The organism is Caulobacter sp. HMWF025, assembly GCF_003060965.1.
Taxonomy (GTDB): domain Bacteria; phylum Pseudomonadota; class Alphaproteobacteria; order Caulobacterales; family Caulobacteraceae; genus Caulobacter.
In genome coordinates this window covers 7417-23824 of record NZ_QAII01000087.1, presented here as the reverse complement: position 1 = coordinate 23824, position 16408 = coordinate 7417, and the positions used below count along the sequence as shown (strand labels likewise).

Genomic DNA, 16408 nt, shown 5'->3' with positions numbered 1-16408 from the left:
GCCCGACGTTGCCGCCGGGCCCTCTCTTCGTTCAGCGATGGAGGAGGCTTATGCCGCCGCCTTCGTCTTGACGCCGAAGCGGCTGTAGAAGGTTTCACCCTTCTCGGCCATTTCACGCAGCAGCTTGGGCGGCGTGAAGCGGGCACCGAACTTCTGGGCCAGGGCGTCGCAGGTCTCGACGAAGGCCTTGAGGCCGACGCCGTCGATCAGGCTGACCGGGCCGCCGGTCCAGGGCGCGAAGCCCCAGCCCAGGATGGCCCCGACATCGGCTTCACGCGGATCGGTGATGACGCCTTCCTCGAAGCAGCGGGCGGCTTCCACGGCCTGGCGATAGAGCAGCCGCGTGCGGATCTCCTCGATCAGGGCCTTGTCAGCGTCCGGGGTGGTCACCGGCATCAGTTCGGCCAGGCCCGGCCAGATGCGCTTGGCGCCGCTTTCCGGATAGTCATAGAAGCCCTTGCCGTTCTTGCGGCCCAGGCGACCCATCTCGACGACCATCTTTTCGAGGACCGGCGCAAACGGACGCTCCTCGTACTTGTCGCCGAGGTCCTTCTTGGTCTGCTCGCCGATCTTGTAGGAGAGGTCGAGGGCGACGTCGTCGTTCATCTCCAGCGGACCGCGCGGCATGCCGGTGGCGCGCCCGACATTGTCGATGATCGCCGGGGCAATGCCCTCGGCCATCATTTCCAGGCCTTCCTGCACGAAGGTGCCGAAGCAACGCGAGGTGTAGAAGCCGCGGCTGTCATTGACGACGATCGGGGTCTTCTTGATCTTCAGGACGTAGTCGATCGACTTGGCCAGAGCCTCCTGCGAGGTCTGTTCGCCCATGATGATCTCGACCAGGCCCATCTTGTCGACCGGCGAGAAGAAGTGGATGCCGATGAACGAGGCCGGACGCACCGAAGCCTTGGCCAGGCCGGTGATCGGCAGGGTCGAGGTGTTGGAGCCGAAGATCGCGGTCTCGGCCAGCTGGGCCTCGGCCTTCTTGGTGACGTCGGCCTTCACTTCGCGGTTTTCGAACACCGCTTCGACGACCAGGTCCGAGCCCGCAACCAGCGCATAGTCCGTGGTCGGGGTGATCAGAGCGAGGATCTTTTCGCCCTTCTCGGCGGTCATCTTGCCGCGCGAAACGGCCTTCTTGACCAGGGCTTCGGCATAGCCCTTGCCCTTCTCGGCGGCTTCCTGGGTCTGGTCGATCAGCACGCTCTCGATGCCGGCCATGGCCTGAACATAGGCGATGCCCGCACCCATCATGCCGGCGCCGAGGACGGCGACCTTCTTGACGTCATAGTGCGGCACGCCGGCCGGACGGCCCGAACCCTTGCCCAGCTCCTGCAGGGAGAGGAACAGGGTGCGGATCATGCCCTTGGCCTGGGGCGTCATCATGGTCTTCAGGAAGTAGCGGGTCTCGATCCGCAGGGCGGCGTCGAACGGCACCTGGGTGCCTTCATAGACGGCCTTGAGGATGTTCAGCTGGGCCGGGTAGTTGCCATAGGTCTGCTTGCGCAGCATGGCATTGCCCATCACGAACACCTGGCTGCCGGTGGGGGAATAGGGACCGCCGCCGGGCAGCTTGAAGTCCTTCTTGTCCCACGGGGCGACCGGGTCGCCCTTGGTCTTGACCCAGGTCTTGGCGGCCTCGACCACCTGGTCGGCGGCGACGACTTCGTGCACGACCTTGGCTCCGAGGGCTTCGGCCGGCTTCATCGACTTGCCTTCCAGCAGGTACGGCGCGGCGTTCATCACGCCCATCAGGCGCGGCAGGCGCTGGGTGCCGCCGGCGCCCGGCAGCAGGCCCACCTTGGCTTCCGGCAGGGCCAGCTGGATCTTGGGATTGTCGGCTACGACGCGATAGTGGCAGGCGAGCGCGATCTCGAGACCGCCGCCCATCGCCAGGCCGTTGATGGCCGCAGCCACCGGCTTGCCGCAGGTTTCCAGGGCACGGAACGCCTTGTTGAGCGCAAAGCCGGCCTCGAAGGCGGCCTTCAGGCCTTCTTCGCCCGAGCCGCCGCCGCCGATCCCGCCGCTGCCGCCCAGTTCGCCCAGGTCAGCGCCGGCGCAGAAGCCGGTGGTCTTGCCCGAGGTGATGACGGCGCCCTTGATTGCGGCGTCGCTCTTGATGCGTTCGACGACGTCGCCGATTTCCTTGATCACCGAAGCGGTCAGGGTGTTCATCGTCCGGCCGGGCACGTCGAAGGTGACCAGGGCCACGCCGTCGGAATCGACCTCGATCTTGAAGTTTTCCATGGTGTTAGCTCCTTAGACGCGTTCGATGACGGTGGCGGTGCCCATGCCGGCGCCGACGCACAGGGTGATCAGGGCGGTTTCCTTGTCGGAGCGCTCCAGCTCGTCGAGCATGGTGCCCAGGATCATCGCGCCGGTGGCCCCGAGGGGGTGACCCATGGCGATCGCGCCGCCGTTCACGTTCATCTTGTCGTGCGAGATGTTCAGCGCCTGCATCATGCGCAGGACGACGGCGGCGAAGGCTTCGTTCAGCTCATAGAGGTCGATGTCATTAACCTCCATCTTCAGCTTCTTCAGCAGCTTCTCGGTGACCAGCGAGGGGCCGGTCAGCATGATCGAGGGTTCGCTGCCGATCGAGGCGGCGCCCTTGATGCGGCCACGGGCCTTCAGGCCGAGGGCCTCGCCCATTTCCTTGGTGCCGATCAGCACGCCGGCGGCGCCGTCGACGATGCCCGAACTGTTGCCGGCATGGTGGACGTGGTTGATCTTCTCGACCTGCGGATAGCGCTGGGTGACCACGGCGTCGAAGGCCATTTCGCCCATGCCCGTGAACGAGGGGTTCAGCGAGGCCAGGGTCTGCATGGTGGTCGAGCCGCGTACGGTCTCGTCATGATCCAGGATGGTGATGCCCAGCTGGTCCTTGACGCCGATGACCGACTTCTTGAAGCGGCCATCAGCCCACGAGGCGGCGGCGCGGCGCTGGCTTTCGACGGCATAGGCGTCGACGTCATCGCGGCTGAAGCCGTACAGCGAGGCGATCAGGTCGGCCGAAACGCCCTGCGGCGCGAAATAGGTCTTGAAGGCCGAGGACGGGTCGGTCGGCCAGGCGCCGCCGTCGCTGCCCATGGGCACGCGGCTCATGCTCTCGACGCCGCCGCCGATGGCCAGCTGGGCCTCGCCGGACGCGACCTTGGCGGCGGCCATGTTCACGGCTTCCAGGCCCGAGGCGCAGAAGCGGTTGATCTGCACGCCGGCCACGCTCTCGGCATAGTCAGCGGTCAGCACGGCGGTGCGGGCGATGTCGGAGCCCTGCTCGCCGACGGGGGCGACGCAGCCCAGCACGACGTCGTCGACATAGGACGTGTCGAGGTTGTTGCGGTCCCGGAGGGCCTCCAGAACCTGGGTGGCCAGGGACAGCGAGGTGATCTCGTGCAGAGATCCGTCCTTCTTGCCCTTGCCGCGCGGGGTCCGCACGGCATCGAAGATATAAGCGTCGGCCATTGGATGGCTCCTTCCTGCGTATCTTTTTTAAACGGGTTGTCCCTGGCGGGATGGGAGGATCGCCGGCTCGACCCGCACAGTCGTGCGGACCGAATTGGCGATGAAACAGGCGTGGTGGGCGGCCTCGTGCAGGGCCGTCTCGGCGGCCGCGTCGGGCGAGGGGCCCTCATAGGTGATCGCGGGGCGCAGGGTCACGGCACTGACCCAGTGGGCCCCATGATCGTTTTTGGTCATCACCCCCTGCGCCGTGTCGGCATAGGCGGTGATCCGGAAACCGGCCCGGCGGGCCAGGTCCAGGAAGGTCAGCATGTGGCACGACGACAGGGCCGCCACGAACAGCTCTTCAGGATCGACGCCGGCCGGATCCGACCAGGGCAGGGGCACCACCGACGGCGAGGCCGAGCCCGGTGCCGTCGCGCCGCCGTCGAACGCCAGGGTATGGGCGCGGCTGTAGCGGCCCCGGGCGAAGTCCTCGTCCGGTTTCAGGGCCCAGCTGACGGTGGCGGTGTGGACCGACATTACTTCCAGGTCCCGATCGGGCTCTTGCCCAGCGGCTTGCAGACCAGGCCCCGGGCGCCGGCCTTGGCGCTGTAGGTGACGCGCTGGCCGAACTCCGGGGCCGGCAGGGTGCAGGCCGTGAAGCCCGAGGTGGTGACCTCGAGGCTCCAGGTTGCGATCTTCGAGCGCAGCAGGGTGTAGCAGACATCGGCCCCCGGCGTCAGCGGCAGCTTGAACGCGCCGGGCTGGGCGCGCTTGCCGACCAGCTGGCCGCTGAAGGTCAGGGGGCGCCGCCCGCCCTTTTCGGCGCGCACGCAGACCACCGCAGACCGGGCGTCGGGTGCCGGCTTGACCACCGCCGGGGCGGCGGCCTGGGCCAGAAGGGCGAGCGAGATGATCACAGGGTCCTCGCAATCAGGATCTTCATGATCTCGTTGGTGCCGCCATAGATGCGCTGGATGCGGCTGTCCTTGTACATCCGGGCGATCGGGTACTCGTTCATGAAGCCATAGCCGCCGAACAGCTGCAGGCATCGGTCGACGATCTTGTTCTCCAGGTCGCTGACCCAGTACTTGGCCATCGAGGCGGTGGCGGCGTCCAGCTTGCCGGCCAGGTGCTGCGCGATGCAGTGGTTGATGAACACCCGGGCCACGGTCGCTTCAGTCTTGCACTCGGCCAGCACGAACTGGGTGTTCTGGAAGTCGAGGATCGCCTTGCCGAACGCCTTGCGCTCCTTGACGTAGGCGATGGTCAGCTCAAGCGCCCGCTCGATGGTTGCCAGACCCTGGACGCCGATGTTCAGGCGCTCCTGGGGCAACTGGCCCATCAGCTGGAAGAAGCCCTGGCCCTCGTCGACACCCAGCAGGTTCTCGGTCGGAACCTTTACGTCATTGAAGAACAGTTCCGAGGTGTCCTGGGCTTCCTGGCCCAGCTTGTCGAGGTTTCGGCCGCGCTCGAAACCTTCCGCCCCGTCGGTCTCGACCAGGATCAGCGAGGTACCGCGCGCCCCGGCCGCCGGGTCGGTCTTGCAGACCACGATGATCAGGTTGGCGGTCTGGCCGTTGGTGATGAAGGTCTTGGAGCCGTTGATGACGTACTGGTTGCCGACCTTCTTGGCGCTGGTCTTGATGCCCTGCAGGTCCGAGCCCGCGCCCGGCTCGGTCATGGCGATGGCGCCGACCAGTTCCCCGGTCGCCATTTTCGGCAGCCAGCGGCGCTTCTGCTCCTCGGTCCCGTAGTGGACGAGATAGGGCATGATGATCGCATTGTGGAGGCTGATGCCGAAGCCGTCGACGCCCTTCAGGCCCAGCTGTTCCATCAGCACGACCTCGTGGCGATAGTCGCCGCCGGCCCCGCCGTATTCTTCCGGCGTGGAGAGGCCGAGCAGCCCGGCCTCTCCTGCCTTGGTCCACATCGCACGATCGACGCAGTGGTTCTTGCGCCAGGTCGCCACGACGTTTTCAGGCGCGTGCTCATCGAAGAACTTGCCGACCGCGTCCTCAAAGATCGCGATGTCTTCTTCGGCCATGAAAGCCGGTTTTTCGACGTTGAGCACGCTCATGATCAGAAAGCCTCCGCAGGCAGCGCCATCAGGGTCGCTGAACCGGTTTTCAGCTTGGTCAGATGCGCCCCTGCGTCAGGCAAGATGCGTTCGACGAAATATTGCGCCGTGACGACCTTGGTCGAATAGAACGGATCGGACGAGCCGGCCGCGATCTTGGCCTGGGCAGCCTTGACCTGCAGGGCCCACATGTAGGCCAGCCCCGTCAGGCCGAAGAGGTGCATGTAGTCGGTCGAGGCCGCGCCGGCATTGTCCGGGTTCTGCAGGCCGTTCTGCATGAGCCACATCGTGCCCTCCTGCATCTGGGCCTTCACCTCGGCCAGGGCCGTGATGAAGGGCTTCAGCCCTTCGTCGGTGTCGTTCTCGCCGATGAACTGGTCGATTTCCTGGAAGAAGGTCATGACCGCGCGGCCGCCCTTGGAGGCCAGCTTGCGGCCAACCAGATCGAGGGCCTGGACGCCGTTGGTGCCTTCATAGATCAGGGCAATCCGGCAATCGCGCATGAACTGGCTGACCGGGAAGTGTTCGGTAAAGCCGCTGCCGCCGTGGACCTGGACGGCGTCCGAGCAGATCTTGAAGCCCTTGTCGGTCAGGTAGCCTTTCAGCACCGGCGTCATCAGGCCCATATAGTCGGCGGCCTTTTCGCGGACCTTCTCATCCGGATGGGCGTGGGCCAGGTCGCCGTGCAGGGCGGTCCAGTACAGGAAGGCGCGACCGCCTTCGATCAGGGCCTTGCTCTCCAGCAGCATGCGACGCACGTCGGGGTGGACGATGATCGGGTCCGCCGGGCCTTCGGCATTCTTGGCCCCGGTCAGCGAGCGGCCCTGCAGGCGGTCCTTGGCGAAGGCGACGGCGGCCTGGTAGGCGGCCTCGCCCTGGGCCACGCCCTGCATGCCGACGCCCAGACGGGCCTCGTTCATCATCACGAACATGATCTTCAGGCCGGCATTTTCCTCGCCGATCAGGAAGCCCTTGGCCTCGTCATACTGCATGACGCAGGTGGCGTTGCCGTGGATGCCCATCTTCTCTTCGAGGCCCACGCACTTGGCACCCTCGTTGCGCTCGCCGACGCTGCCGTCGTCCTTGGGCAGGAACTTGGGCACGATGAACAGGCTGATGCCCTTCACCCCGGCCGGCGCGCCTTCGATGCGGGCCAGAACCAGGTGGATGATGTTGTCGGCCATGTCGTGCTCGCCGGCCGAGATCCAGATCTTCTGGCCGGTGATCCTGTAGCTGCCGTCGGCCTGGGGAACGGCCTTGGTGCGCAGCAGGCCCAGATCCGTGCCGCAGTGCGGCTCGGTCAGGTTCATGGTGCCGGTCCATTCGCCGGTCACCATCTTGGGCAGGTAGAGATCCTTCTGGGCGTCGGTGCCGCCCTCATGGATGGCCGAATAGGCCCCGTGGGCCAGGCCCGGATACATCGAGAAGGCCATGTTGGCCGAGCTCGACATCTCGCTGAAGGCCAGGTTGACGACATGGGGTAGCCCCTGGCCGCCATAGGCCGGGTCAGAACCCAGACCGGTCCAGCCGCCTTCGCACAACTGCTTGTAGGCTTCCTTGAAGCCGGGCGGGGTGGTGACGGTGTTGGTCGCCGGATCCAGAACGCAGCCGACCTTGTCACCCACCGTGTTCAGCGGGGCCAGGACCTCGCCGGTGAACTTGGCAGCCCCCTCCAGGATCTGCTCGACGACGTCGAAGGAAGCGTCCGCGAAGGCCGGCAGGGCGCTGTGCTGATCGATGTTCAGCATGTCGCGCAGGATGAAGACGTGATCGCGGACGGGCGGCTGGTAGGTCATGGAAGGTCCTGGAAGTGGAGGGCGGTGGTGGTTGAGGTGGCGGCGAGGTCTCGGCCCCGGGCGGGGCAGAGGCCGCCGCTGAACCCTATTTGCCGAGCACGGCGTCCGCGTGACCGTCCAGCCGGGCGCGCAGCACCTGGTCATAGTCGGCGGCGCGCGGCAGCAGGTCGGGGCGGATCTCGGCCAGGCGCTGTTCGAGGCGGGCGCAGGCCTGGTGCAGTTCGATCAGGGCCCCGTCGATGTCCTCGCGCTGCTGCTCGAGGGCCGCGGTGCGTTCGCGGAACTTCTTCAGCGACCGGGCCATCTGGGCCGCGCCGTCGTCGTTCTCGTCATAGAGGTCGAGGATCTCGCGGATTTCCGACAGCGACAGGCCGACGCGCTTGCCGCGCAGGATCAGCTGCAGGCGGACACGGTCCTTGTGGGAATAGACGCGATTGAGGCCCTCGCGGGCGGGGCACAGCAGGCCCTTGTCTTCATAGAAGCGCAGCGCGCGCGGCGTGGCTTTGAATTCGTTGCACAATTGCCGAATGGTGAAGGTGCGCTCGGGGCGCCGCAGATCAGCCAACATGAAACCTCCCAGGAGGAAAGGCCCAGCTACGCGGCTGGGCCGCTTTATTATCGTTGATCACCCTAACCCCGCCTTCCGTTGACGTCAACGTTTACGTAAACGTCAACCTGCGGAATCTGGATAGGTTTACTTTCCTAGGCCCAAGGCATATTTTCCTCACGCTCCCCCGCCGCTGGAAGACAGGCATGACGGCCCTTTCGCATACCGAAATCTGGACCGCGATCGACGCCCTGGCCAAGCGTTTCGACATGAGCCCGTCGGCCATGGCGAAGATGGCGGGCCTGGACCCGACCAGCTTCAACCGCTCCAAGCGCATGTCCGCTGATGCAGACGCCCGCCCGCGCTGGCCGTCGACCGAAAGCCTGGCCAAGGTGCTGGAGGCGACCGGGGTCGGGTTTTCAGAATTCGCCGCCCTGACCGAGAGCGCCCGTCCCGCTTTTCAGGGCGGGGCCGCACGCGGGGTTCCGCTACTGGGCCTGGCCCAGGCGGGATCTGACGGTTTCTTCGACGATGCCGGGTTTCCGGTCGGCGAGGGCTGGGACGAGATCGCCTTTCCGGGCCTGCAGGAAGAGGGGGTCTACGCCCTGGAGATCGCCGGCGACTCGATGTCGCCGGTGTTTCGCGACGGCGACCGGATCCTGGTTTCGCCGTCGATCGAGCCGCGCCGCGGCGACCGGGTGGTGGTCAAGACGACAAAGGGCGAGGTGATGGCCAAGGAACTGGCACGGGTCACCGCCCGCACGATCGAGCTGTCCTCGCTCAATCGCGACTATGAGGACCGGATCCTCGACCGGGGCGAGGTGGCCTGGATCGCGCGGATCCTCTGGGCCAGTCAGTAAGGGTCGCCGCCGCGGCCGCTGTCAGGTGCGCGGGCAGGTCGAGTGCTTGTCGACCCAGGCGACCAGCGCGCCTTCCAGCGGCGCATCGCAGGACACGTCCAGGCGGTACGAGCCCCAGATGTCGTTATGGGCCGCTTCCACATGGGCGGCCGGAAACTGGGTGTTCAGTTCGCCGAGCAGCGAGTCGAATTGCAAACGATCTGAAGGGCGAAGCGTGAAGGAAGCCATGGAACTGACCTTGATGTCGATCCGTACACTGTAGGCACAGAAATGCGGACAGACCCTTAACGGGCCCTTCAGGTTCCGTTCATCCTGCACGACACGGTGTCGCAGGCGAAGCCGGCATCGCTCAGCGCTTCAGGGTCAGGGCCCCGTTGGCGTGCCAGGCCCAGGCGTGGTCGATGATGTCCTGCAGGGTGTAGCGCGGCGACCAGCCCAGCTTCGTGCGGGCCTTGTCATTGTTGGCCACCAGGCTGGGCGCATCCCCGGCCCGGCGATCGGCCGGGATCAGGGGGAAGGGGGTGTTGGAGCGCCGCTCGATCGCCCCGACCAGTTCGCGCACCGTGGTGCCTTCGCCGGTGCCGAGATTGAAGGCCGTGCTCTCGCCGCCGTCCAGCAGCCATTTGAGGGCCAGCACATGGGCGTCGGCCAGGTCCAGCACGTGGATGTAGTCGCGCACGCAGGTGCCGTCGCGGGTGTCGTAGTCGCTGCCGAACAGGGTGAAGGCATCGCGCTCGCCCCGCGCGGCGGCAATGGCCAGCGGGATGGCATGGGTTTCGGGCTCGTGCTTCTCGCCGATCCGCCCCTCGGGATCGGCCCCGGCGGCGTTGAAATAGCGCAGCACCACCGAGCGGAAGGCCTTGTACTGATCAAGGTCCGCCAGGATCTGCTCGACCATCAGCTTGCTGCGGCCATAGGGGTTGAGCGGGGCCTGGGGGTGCTTCTCGTCCATCGGCACATAGACCGGCGCGCCATAGGTGGCGCAGGTCGAGGAGAAGACCAGCCTGTCGATCCCGGCCCGGCGGGCCGCCTCGACCAGGGTGATCGTGCCGCCGACATTGTTGGCATAGAAGGCGCCGGGTTCGGCCACCGAGAAGCCGACTTCGATAAAGGCGGCGAAATGGATGATGGCGGCGGGCTTGTGCTTGGCCAGCACGGCATCCAGCCGGGCGGCGTCATTGATGTCGCCCACCTCCAGCGGACCCCACTGGACGAACGACTCCCAGCCGTTGCTGAGATTGTCATAGACGATCGGCAGAAAGCCGGCCTCGTGCAGCCTCAGGCAGGTGTGGGATCCGATATAGCCTGCGCCTCCGGCGACAAGGATCGGTGTGCGGTCGGTCATGGTCATCCCGTCATCGGCAAGATCAGGTCCCGGACTCCCGCCGGGGCCCCGGTCCGGCAGGGCCGGGACCGGAACCGCCGGCGAAGCCGCGGGGCGTCCGTACGTCTAGGGCCTGGTTCACCGCGCGCCATGCCCCGAACAGGGGGGAAGGGCGCGGCGGAGTCACTGCCCGTGATAGCTCGGCCACCATTCGGCGAACCGCGCGAGGCCTTCGGCAAGCTCGACCTTGGGCTGGTAGCCGGTCAGGGCCCTGAGCTTGGAGATATCGGCATAGGTGGCGGTCACGTCACCGGGCTGCATCGGGCGCAGGACCTTGACGGCCTCGCGGCCCAGGGTGCGTTCCAGCGTGGTGATCATGTCCATCAGGCCCACGGGGTGGCTGTCACCGATATTGTAGACCTCGTGGCCGCCGGAGGGCGGGGGATGGTCCAGCACACCGATGATGCCGTCGACAATGTCGTCCACATAGGTGAAGTCGCGGGCCATCTTGCCCTCGCCATAGACCTCGATGGACTCGCCGGCGAGGATCTTCTGGGTGAAGCCGTAATAGGCCATGTCGGGCCGGCCCCACGGGCCATAGACGGTGAAGAACCGCAGGCCCGACTGGGGGAAGCCGTACAGGCGGGCATAGCTGGCGCTGATCAGCTCGCACGAGCGCTTGGTGGCCGCATACAGCGACACCGGCGCGTCGACCGGATCGGTCTCGCGGAAGCCACCGCCGTCGATCGGCCGGTCGCCATAGACGCTGCTCGACGAGGCGTAGACCAGGTTCTCGACGCCCGCATGGCGGCAGGCCTCGAGCACCGCCAGATGCCCGGCGAGGTTCGAGCGCTCATAGGCGAACGGATTGTCGATCGAGTAACGGACCCCGGCCTGGGCGGCCAGGTGGACGATCCGCCGGGCCCCGCTGTCGCGCACCAGGGCCAGCAGGGCCTCGTGCTCGGCGATGTCCATGCGGACCATCGAAAAGCCCGGGCGTCCTTCCAGCCGCGCGGCGCGCGCGGCCTTCAGGCGTGGGTCATAATAGTCGTTGAAGACGTCGATGCCGATAACGGCCTCGCCGCGATCCAGCAGCCGTTCGGCCACATGCATCCCGATGAAGCCGGCCGCACCGGTGACGATGACGGGCCCTGAGCCCATCATGACCGCCCGATGCTGACATAGGTGAAGCCGGCGCGGACCATGTCGGCGGGCTTGTAGACATTGCGCAGGTCGACGACGACGGGAGCCTTGAGGGCGCTCTTGAGACGCGAGAGGTCGAGGGCCCGGAACTGGTCCCATTCGGTGAGGATCAGCAGGACGTCGGCCCCTTCGGCGGCCTCGTAGGGACCGGTGGTGAAGGTCACGCCGGGCAGCATCCTGACCGCCTCGTGGCCGCCTTCCGGATCGAAGGCCTGGACGGTCGCGCCCTTGGCCTGCAGGGCCGGGAGGATGTCGAGGCTGGGGGCGTCGCGCATGTCGTCGGTATTGGGTTTGAAGGTCACGCCCAGCACGCCGACGGTCTTGCCGGCCAGGTCCTCGGAGCCGAGGGCGGCGGCGACCTTGGCGGCCATGGCCTTCTTGCGGGCGTCATTGACCTCGACGGTGGTCTCGATCAGCCGGGTGGGCGCGCCATAGTCCTGGGCGGTCTTGACCAGGGCGATGGTGTCCTTCGGGAAGCAGGAGCCGCCATAGCCGGGCCCGGCATTGAGGAACTTGGAGCCGATGCGCTTGTCCAGGCCGATGCCCTTGGCGACCTGCTGGACGTCGGCCCCGACCTTTTCGCAGAGGTCGGCCATCTCGTTGATGAAGGTGATCTTCATGGCGAGGAAGGCGTTGGCGGCGTACTTGATCAGCTCGCTGGTGCGGCGGCCGGTGAAGACGATCGGGGTCTCGTTGAGCGACAGCGGGCGGTAGAGCTCGCGCATCACCGCCTGGGCGCGCTCGTCCTCGGTGCCGACGACGACGCGGTCGGGCCGCTTGAAGTCCTCGATGGCGGCGCCTTCCCGCAGGAACTCGGGGTTGGAGACCACGGCAAACTGGGCGTCCGGCCGCACGCGGCGGGTGATGGCCTCGACCTCGTCGCCGGTGCCGACCGGGACGGTGGACTTGGTGACGATGACGGTGAAGCCGTCGATAAGGCCGGCGATCTCCTCGGCGGCGGCATAGACATAGGACAGGTCGGCATGGCCGTCGCCGCGGCGGGTGGGGGTGCCGACGGCGATGAACACCGCATCGGCCTCCTTGATGGCGGCGGCACCGTCGAGGGTGAAGGACAGGCGGCCCTCGCGCACATTGCGCGCCACCAGATCATCCAGGCCCGGCTCGAAGATCGGGATCTCGCCGCGCTCAAGGCGCTCGATCTTGCCCGGATCCTTGTCCACGCACGTCACCACGTGCCCGAAGTCTGCAAAGCACGCCCCGGACACCAGTCCAACATAGCCCGTGCCGATCATCACTACGCGCAAGTCGATCTCCTTGTGAAAGGTCGAGACCCTACTAGGAGGCCTCCGGTGCGGATGCACGAAGAGATTGCGTAATGGATGTTAAAATTGAACTTCCGAGACCATTCGTTAACGAATAGCGGCGTCTTTGCGACAGAAATGCTGCACGAAGACCTTTCCGTGCTTCCAAAAGGACACGGCTGGTCGCGTGAGGATTGAAGTCCGTCCTTGATAGGGTATCAAGGACCGGGGCTGCGCCGGTCGGTGCGCGACGAACGATAGGGTCTGTTGATGCGTTCAGGATTGATGGTTTGCGTGTCCGCGCTCGCCCTGGTGGCGACCGCAACCGGAGCCCAGGCCCAGGCCTATCGCATTCCGGGCGACCAGACGGCGGATTTCGGCAGCGCCATGGGCGAGCGGACCGGCCTGTTTGCGCGCGGACGCAGTACGGGCGTTCTCCAGCGGGCCCGGCCCGAATGGGATCCCCGCGGTGTCCGCTGGCAGAGCCTGATGCTGCATCCGACCGTTTCGGCCAGCCTTACCAGCGACGACAACATCTATGCCAAGGCTGCCGGCCAGGCCGACGCCGTCGTCAGCTTCCGGCCGGCGGTCCTCGCCGAGACCCAGTGGGCCCGTCATTATGTGTCGGCCTTCGCCCGCCTCGACAGCCGCAGCTACCTGGACCACCCGCGCGAAGATGCGGTTGACTGGGCGTTCGGCGGCAACGGCCGCTTCGACGCCGGTCGCGGAACCTCATTCCAGGGCGGCACGTCCTACGAGCAGACGACCGAATCCCGCACCTCGATCTCGGCTCCGCCCAGCGCGGCCGAGCCGGTGCGATTCAAGGTCGCCAAGGCCTATGTCGGCGGGGTCAAGGATCTCAGCCGCGTCCGCCTCGTGACCTCGGCGGACGTTCGTGACCTGAAGTATTCCGACGTCGATGCCATCGGTGGCGGCAAGATCGCCGGTCGTGACCGCGACCGCGTCGCCAGCTCCCTGAACGGCCGGGCCGAATATGCGGTCAGCGGCGCGACCTCGGTCTTTGTCAGTCTGTCGGCCAATGCCCGTAAGTACAAGAACGGCAGCGGCCTCGACTCGCGCGATTCCAAGGGCGTCGATGCGGCGCTCGGGGCCAGCTTCGACGTCACCAGCCTGATCCGGGGCGACGTGGCGGTCGGCTATTCCCGTCAGGCCTATGACTCTGCCGCCTTCAGGGACGTCAACGGAACCTCGGTGCGGGGCCGGCTGGAATACTTTCCGCTGCCGCAGCTGACGGTGTCGGCTGTCGCCGCCCAGAGCATTGAAGACACCGATTTCGCCGGCGCTGCCGGTTTCCTGCTCACGTCCGGCCAATTGCGCGCCGACTATGAGTTCCGGCGCAACATCCTGCTCAGCGGGCGCGTTGGTTACCAGAAGAACGACTTCAAGGGTGCTATCAAGCGCACCGACAAACGGCCCTCGGCCGGTGTAGGCGTAACTTACCTTCTTAATCGTACGGTAGGACTGGAAGGCGGCTACGAGTGGCTCAAGCAGGACTCTTCGGGGTCTGAGAAGGGGACCAACTTCTCTACGAACCGCTTCTATCTGACGACGACCTACAAATTCTAACGTCTCTAACGTCTCGCTAACCAGAGCCGGTCTAAGGTTAAGTCAACGCGCTCTGATTGAGAACTCGTATGAAGGGCTGTTCGACGCGAACCAGCACTCACTAGCGGCGCTTGAACTGAGGATCTGAGTATGGACGCTCGCACGCCCAAGGCCGTTATCTCCGACTCCAATAACGAGATCGGATTGCCCAAGATCGATCTGCGTCGGTATCTGGCGATGTTCCGTCGCCGGGCCCGCGCTTTCTGGGCGGCCGCCCTCGTTGTCTTTGGTCTGGCGATCCTTCTGACCCTTCAGGCGACGCCACACTATACCTCGACGGCGCAGGTCATGCTGGACTCGCGCAAACAGAACGTTCTGGACCTGCAGCAGGTCATGTCCAGCCTGACGGCGGACACCAGCGTGGTTGACACCGAGGTCGAGGTGCTGCGGTCCCGCGCCCTCGCCGAAAAGGTCGTCCGCCAGCAGCAGCTCGACCAGGATCCCGAGTTCAACCCGCGCCTTCGCAAGCCCGGCATGATGGCCTCGCTGGATGGTCTGCTCGGCAAGACCTCCAAGGCGCCGGTCACGGCCGCCGACAAGCAGCGCGACCATGAGGTGGTGGTCGACACCGTCCTGCGCGGCCTCAAGGTCAGCCGTTCGGGCCTGACCTATGTGATCAATATCGAGTTCGAATCCGAGCGCCCGCAGATGGCCGCCAAGATCGCCAATGCGTTTGCGGACCGCTATGTGTTCGAGCAGCTCGACAGCAAGTTCGAGGCGACCCGCGGGGCCAGCGACTGGCTGGACAAGCGCCTCAACGGTCTCCGGGCCCAGGTCGAGCAGGCCGAAGCCCAGGTGCAGCAATACAAGGCCGCCAACGGCCTGATGAGCGCCGAAGGCAATACGCTCACCGAGCAGGAAATTTCCAACCTCAATACCCGCCTGGCGGAATCGCGCGCCGAGGCTGCGGCCCAGGCTTCGCAGTACAACACGGCCCGTGCCCAGCTGGCCCGTGGCTCGTCGGGTGACGACGTGGGCGGCGCGCTGGACTCACCGGTCGTGCAGCAGCTGCGCAGCCAGCGTGCCGAGATCAGCCGTCAGGTCGCCGAGATGGAAGGCCGCTATGGCCCGCAATATCCGGCCCTGCAAAAGGCGCGGGCCCAGCTGAACGACATCGACATCCAGATCCAGGCCGAAATCCGCCGGATCATCTCGAACCTGCAGGCCAAGGCCCAGGCGGCCCAGGGCCAGGTTGCCTCGCTCGAAAGCAGCCTCGGCCGCTCGCGCGGGACCCTGGCGTCGAACAACGCCGCTTCGGTCCGCCTGAACGAACTTGAGCGCAACGCCGAGTCGGTCCGCACCCTCTACCAATCCTTCCTCGACCGCTTCAAGCAGACCACGGCCCAGCAGGGTATCGAACAGTCTGACGCCCGCGTCCTGTCGCGTGCCAAGGCCCCCTCGGTTCCGAGCTCGCCCAATGTGCCCGTGATCCTGCTGCTGGGCTTCGTCGCCGCCATCGTCGCCGGCCTGGCACTGCTGATCATCCTGGAACTGCTGGACACCGGCTTCTCCACCTCGTCGGACATCGAGCAGCGCCTCGACCTGCCGAACCTGGGCTCCCTGCTGCTGCTGTCCTCGACCATCGGCGGTGAAGCGGCCCGCAAGGCCTCGCCCACCCGCTACATCGTCGAGAAGCCGCTGTCGGCCTTCGCCGAAGGCTTCCGCAATCTGCGGACCTCGCTGCTGGCCTCGGTGCCGGGTGAAGGGTCGCGGGTGATCACCATCACCTCGTCGCTGCCCCGTGAAGGCAAGACCACCACCAGCGTCTGCCTGGCGCGGACCATGGCCCTGGCCGGGGACTCGGTGGTCGTGGTTGACTGCGACCTGCGCCGCCGCAACCTGCACCGCGTGTCGCAGCACGAGCCGACCGTCGGTCTGCTCGAGGCCCTCTCGGGCAAGGTTCCGCTGGACCGCTGCCTGATGCGCGACGACCTGACCAGCGCCGTGTTCCTGCCGATCGCCAAGGGTGACCCGGTTGTCCAGGATGTGTTCGGCTCGGCCGCCATGGACGAGCTGATCGTGGCCCTGCGCCAGCGCTTCCGCTACGTCCTGCTCGACACGGCCCCCGTGCTCGCGATTGCCGATACCCGGATCCTGGCTCCCAAGAGCGACGGCGTGCTGTACCTGACCCGCTGGCGCCACACGCACCGGAATGCGGTTCTGGCCGGTCTGCGCCTTCTGCAGTCGGTCGGTGCCCGCCTGACGGGCGTGGCCCTGACCCAGGTCAATATCCGCGAACAGGCCCGCTCGGGTTATGGCGATGCCG

The 16408-nt window shown here is 66.2% G+C and carries 14 protein-coding genes; 3 read left to right on the top strand and 11 right to left on the bottom strand.

The features are described 5' to 3' along the window. Positions 1–48 precede the first annotated feature (48 nt). The 7 genes from DBR10_RS10180 to DBR10_RS10150 all read right to left on the bottom strand — a co-directional run bounded on the left by DBR10_RS10180 (position 49) and on the right by DBR10_RS10150 (position 7885). On the bottom strand, positions 49–2247 hold the full coding sequence (locus DBR10_RS10180) for a 3-hydroxyacyl-CoA dehydrogenase NAD-binding domain-containing protein (RefSeq protein ID WP_108505161.1): 2199 nt from the start codon (positions 2245–2247) through the stop codon (positions 49–51). A 12-nt stretch (positions 2248–2259) separates the two neighbouring features. Beyond that, the gene (locus tag DBR10_RS10175; protein WP_062150336.1) at positions 2260–3465 is read right to left on the bottom strand and encodes an acetyl-CoA C-acetyltransferase; all 1206 of its coding nucleotides are present in this window, start codon (positions 3463–3465) and stop codon (positions 2260–2262) included. A 27-nt stretch (positions 3466–3492) separates the two neighbouring features. Then, a complete protein-coding gene (locus tag DBR10_RS10170; protein ID WP_108505160.1) occupies positions 3493–3984 on the bottom strand; it encodes an OsmC family protein in 492 nt (163 codons plus the stop codon). After that, positions 3984–4361, bottom strand: coding sequence for a hypothetical protein (locus tag DBR10_RS10165; RefSeq protein WP_108505166.1), 378 nt, complete (start codon positions 4359–4361; stop codon positions 3984–3986). The genes DBR10_RS10170 and DBR10_RS10165 overlap by 1 nt, the downstream gene beginning before the upstream one ends. Beyond that, entirely contained in the window at positions 4361–5524 is a 1164-nt protein-coding gene (locus DBR10_RS10160; protein ID WP_108505159.1) for an acyl-CoA dehydrogenase family protein, read from the bottom strand. The genes DBR10_RS10165 and DBR10_RS10160 overlap by 1 nt, the downstream gene beginning before the upstream one ends. Before the next feature lie 2 nt (positions 5525–5526). Continuing rightward, positions 5527–7320 (bottom strand): acyl-CoA dehydrogenase C-terminal domain-containing protein, encoded by a 1794-nt coding sequence (locus DBR10_RS10155; protein WP_108505158.1) that lies wholly within the window; start codon positions 7318–7320, stop codon positions 5527–5529. A gap of 85 nt (positions 7321–7405) precedes the next feature. Next, positions 7406–7885, bottom strand: a complete 480-nt coding sequence (locus DBR10_RS10150; RefSeq protein WP_108490251.1) for a MerR family transcriptional regulator — start codon at positions 7883–7885, stop codon at positions 7406–7408. Positions 7886–8073: 188 nt separating this feature from the next. On the opposite strand from DBR10_RS10150, the gene DBR10_RS10145 reads away from it, so the two are divergent. Continuing rightward, a complete protein-coding gene (locus DBR10_RS10145) occupies positions 8074–8727 on the top strand; it encodes a S24 family peptidase (RefSeq protein ID WP_108490250.1) in 654 nt (217 codons plus the stop codon). A gap of 21 nt (positions 8728–8748) precedes the next feature. Here the strand turns inward: DBR10_RS10145 and DBR10_RS10140 are convergent, their stop codons facing one another. The 4 genes from DBR10_RS10140 to DBR10_RS10125 form a co-directional block, all read right to left on the bottom strand. Further along, positions 8749–8922, bottom strand: coding sequence for a hypothetical protein (locus DBR10_RS10140; RefSeq protein ID WP_233243361.1), 174 nt, complete (start codon positions 8920–8922; stop codon positions 8749–8751). A 154-nt stretch (positions 8923–9076) separates the two neighbouring features. Beyond that, positions 9077–10072, bottom strand: coding sequence for a UDP-glucose 4-epimerase GalE (gene galE, locus DBR10_RS10135; protein ID WP_108505165.1), 996 nt, complete (start codon positions 10070–10072; stop codon positions 9077–9079). Positions 10073–10234: 162 nt separating this feature from the next. Next, positions 10235–11212, bottom strand: a complete 978-nt coding sequence (locus tag DBR10_RS10130; protein WP_108505156.1) for an NAD-dependent epimerase/dehydratase family protein — start codon at positions 11210–11212, stop codon at positions 10235–10237. Next, positions 11212–12519: a UDP-glucose dehydrogenase family protein gene (locus DBR10_RS10125; protein ID WP_108556308.1), complete on the bottom strand. Its 1308-nt coding sequence runs from the start codon at positions 12517–12519 to the stop codon at positions 11212–11214. The genes DBR10_RS10130 and DBR10_RS10125 overlap by 1 nt, the downstream gene beginning before the upstream one ends. 291 nt (positions 12520–12810) lie before the next feature. On the opposite strand from DBR10_RS10125, the gene DBR10_RS10120 reads away from it, so the two are divergent. Both DBR10_RS10120 and DBR10_RS10115 read left to right on the top strand, forming a co-directional pair. Then, a complete protein-coding gene (locus DBR10_RS10120) occupies positions 12811–14103 on the top strand; it encodes an outer membrane beta-barrel protein (RefSeq protein WP_158272256.1) in 1293 nt (430 codons plus the stop codon). A gap of 129 nt (positions 14104–14232) precedes the next feature. Then, on the top strand, positions 14233–16408 hold a 2176-nt coding region (locus tag DBR10_RS10115; protein ID WP_108556316.1), incomplete at its 3' end, for a GumC family protein.

What these genes read in the sequence shown, in the direction of transcription:
- DBR10_RS10155 (WP_108505158.1), bottom strand. Translation starts at nt 7,320, where the DNA reads ATGACCTACCAGCCGCCCGTCCGCGATCACGTCTTCATCCTGCGCGAC.
- galE (WP_108505165.1), bottom strand. Translation starts at nt 10,072, where the DNA reads ATGACCGACCGCACACCGATCCTTGTCGCCGGAGGCGCAGGCTATATC.
- DBR10_RS10130 (WP_108505156.1), bottom strand. Translation starts at nt 11,212, where the DNA reads ATGGGCTCAGGGCCCGTCATCGTCACCGGTGCGGCCGGCTTCATCGGG.
- DBR10_RS10160 (WP_108505159.1), bottom strand. Translation starts at nt 5,524, where the DNA reads ATGAGCGTGCTCAACGTCGAAAAACCGGCTTTCATGGCCGAAGAAGAC.
- DBR10_RS10170 (WP_108505160.1), bottom strand. Translation starts at nt 3,984, where the DNA reads ATGTCGGTCCACACCGCCACCGTCAGCTGGGCCCTGAAACCGGACGAG.
- DBR10_RS10180 (WP_108505161.1), bottom strand. Translation starts at nt 2,247, where the DNA reads ATGGAAAACTTCAAGATCGAGGTCGATTCCGACGGCGTGGCCCTGGTC.
- DBR10_RS10145 (WP_108490250.1), top strand. Translation starts at nt 8,074, where the DNA reads ATGACGGCCCTTTCGCATACCGAAATCTGGACCGCGATCGACGCCCTG.
- DBR10_RS10175 (WP_062150336.1), bottom strand. Translation starts at nt 3,465, where the DNA reads ATGGCCGACGCTTATATCTTCGATGCCGTGCGGACCCCGCGCGGCAAG.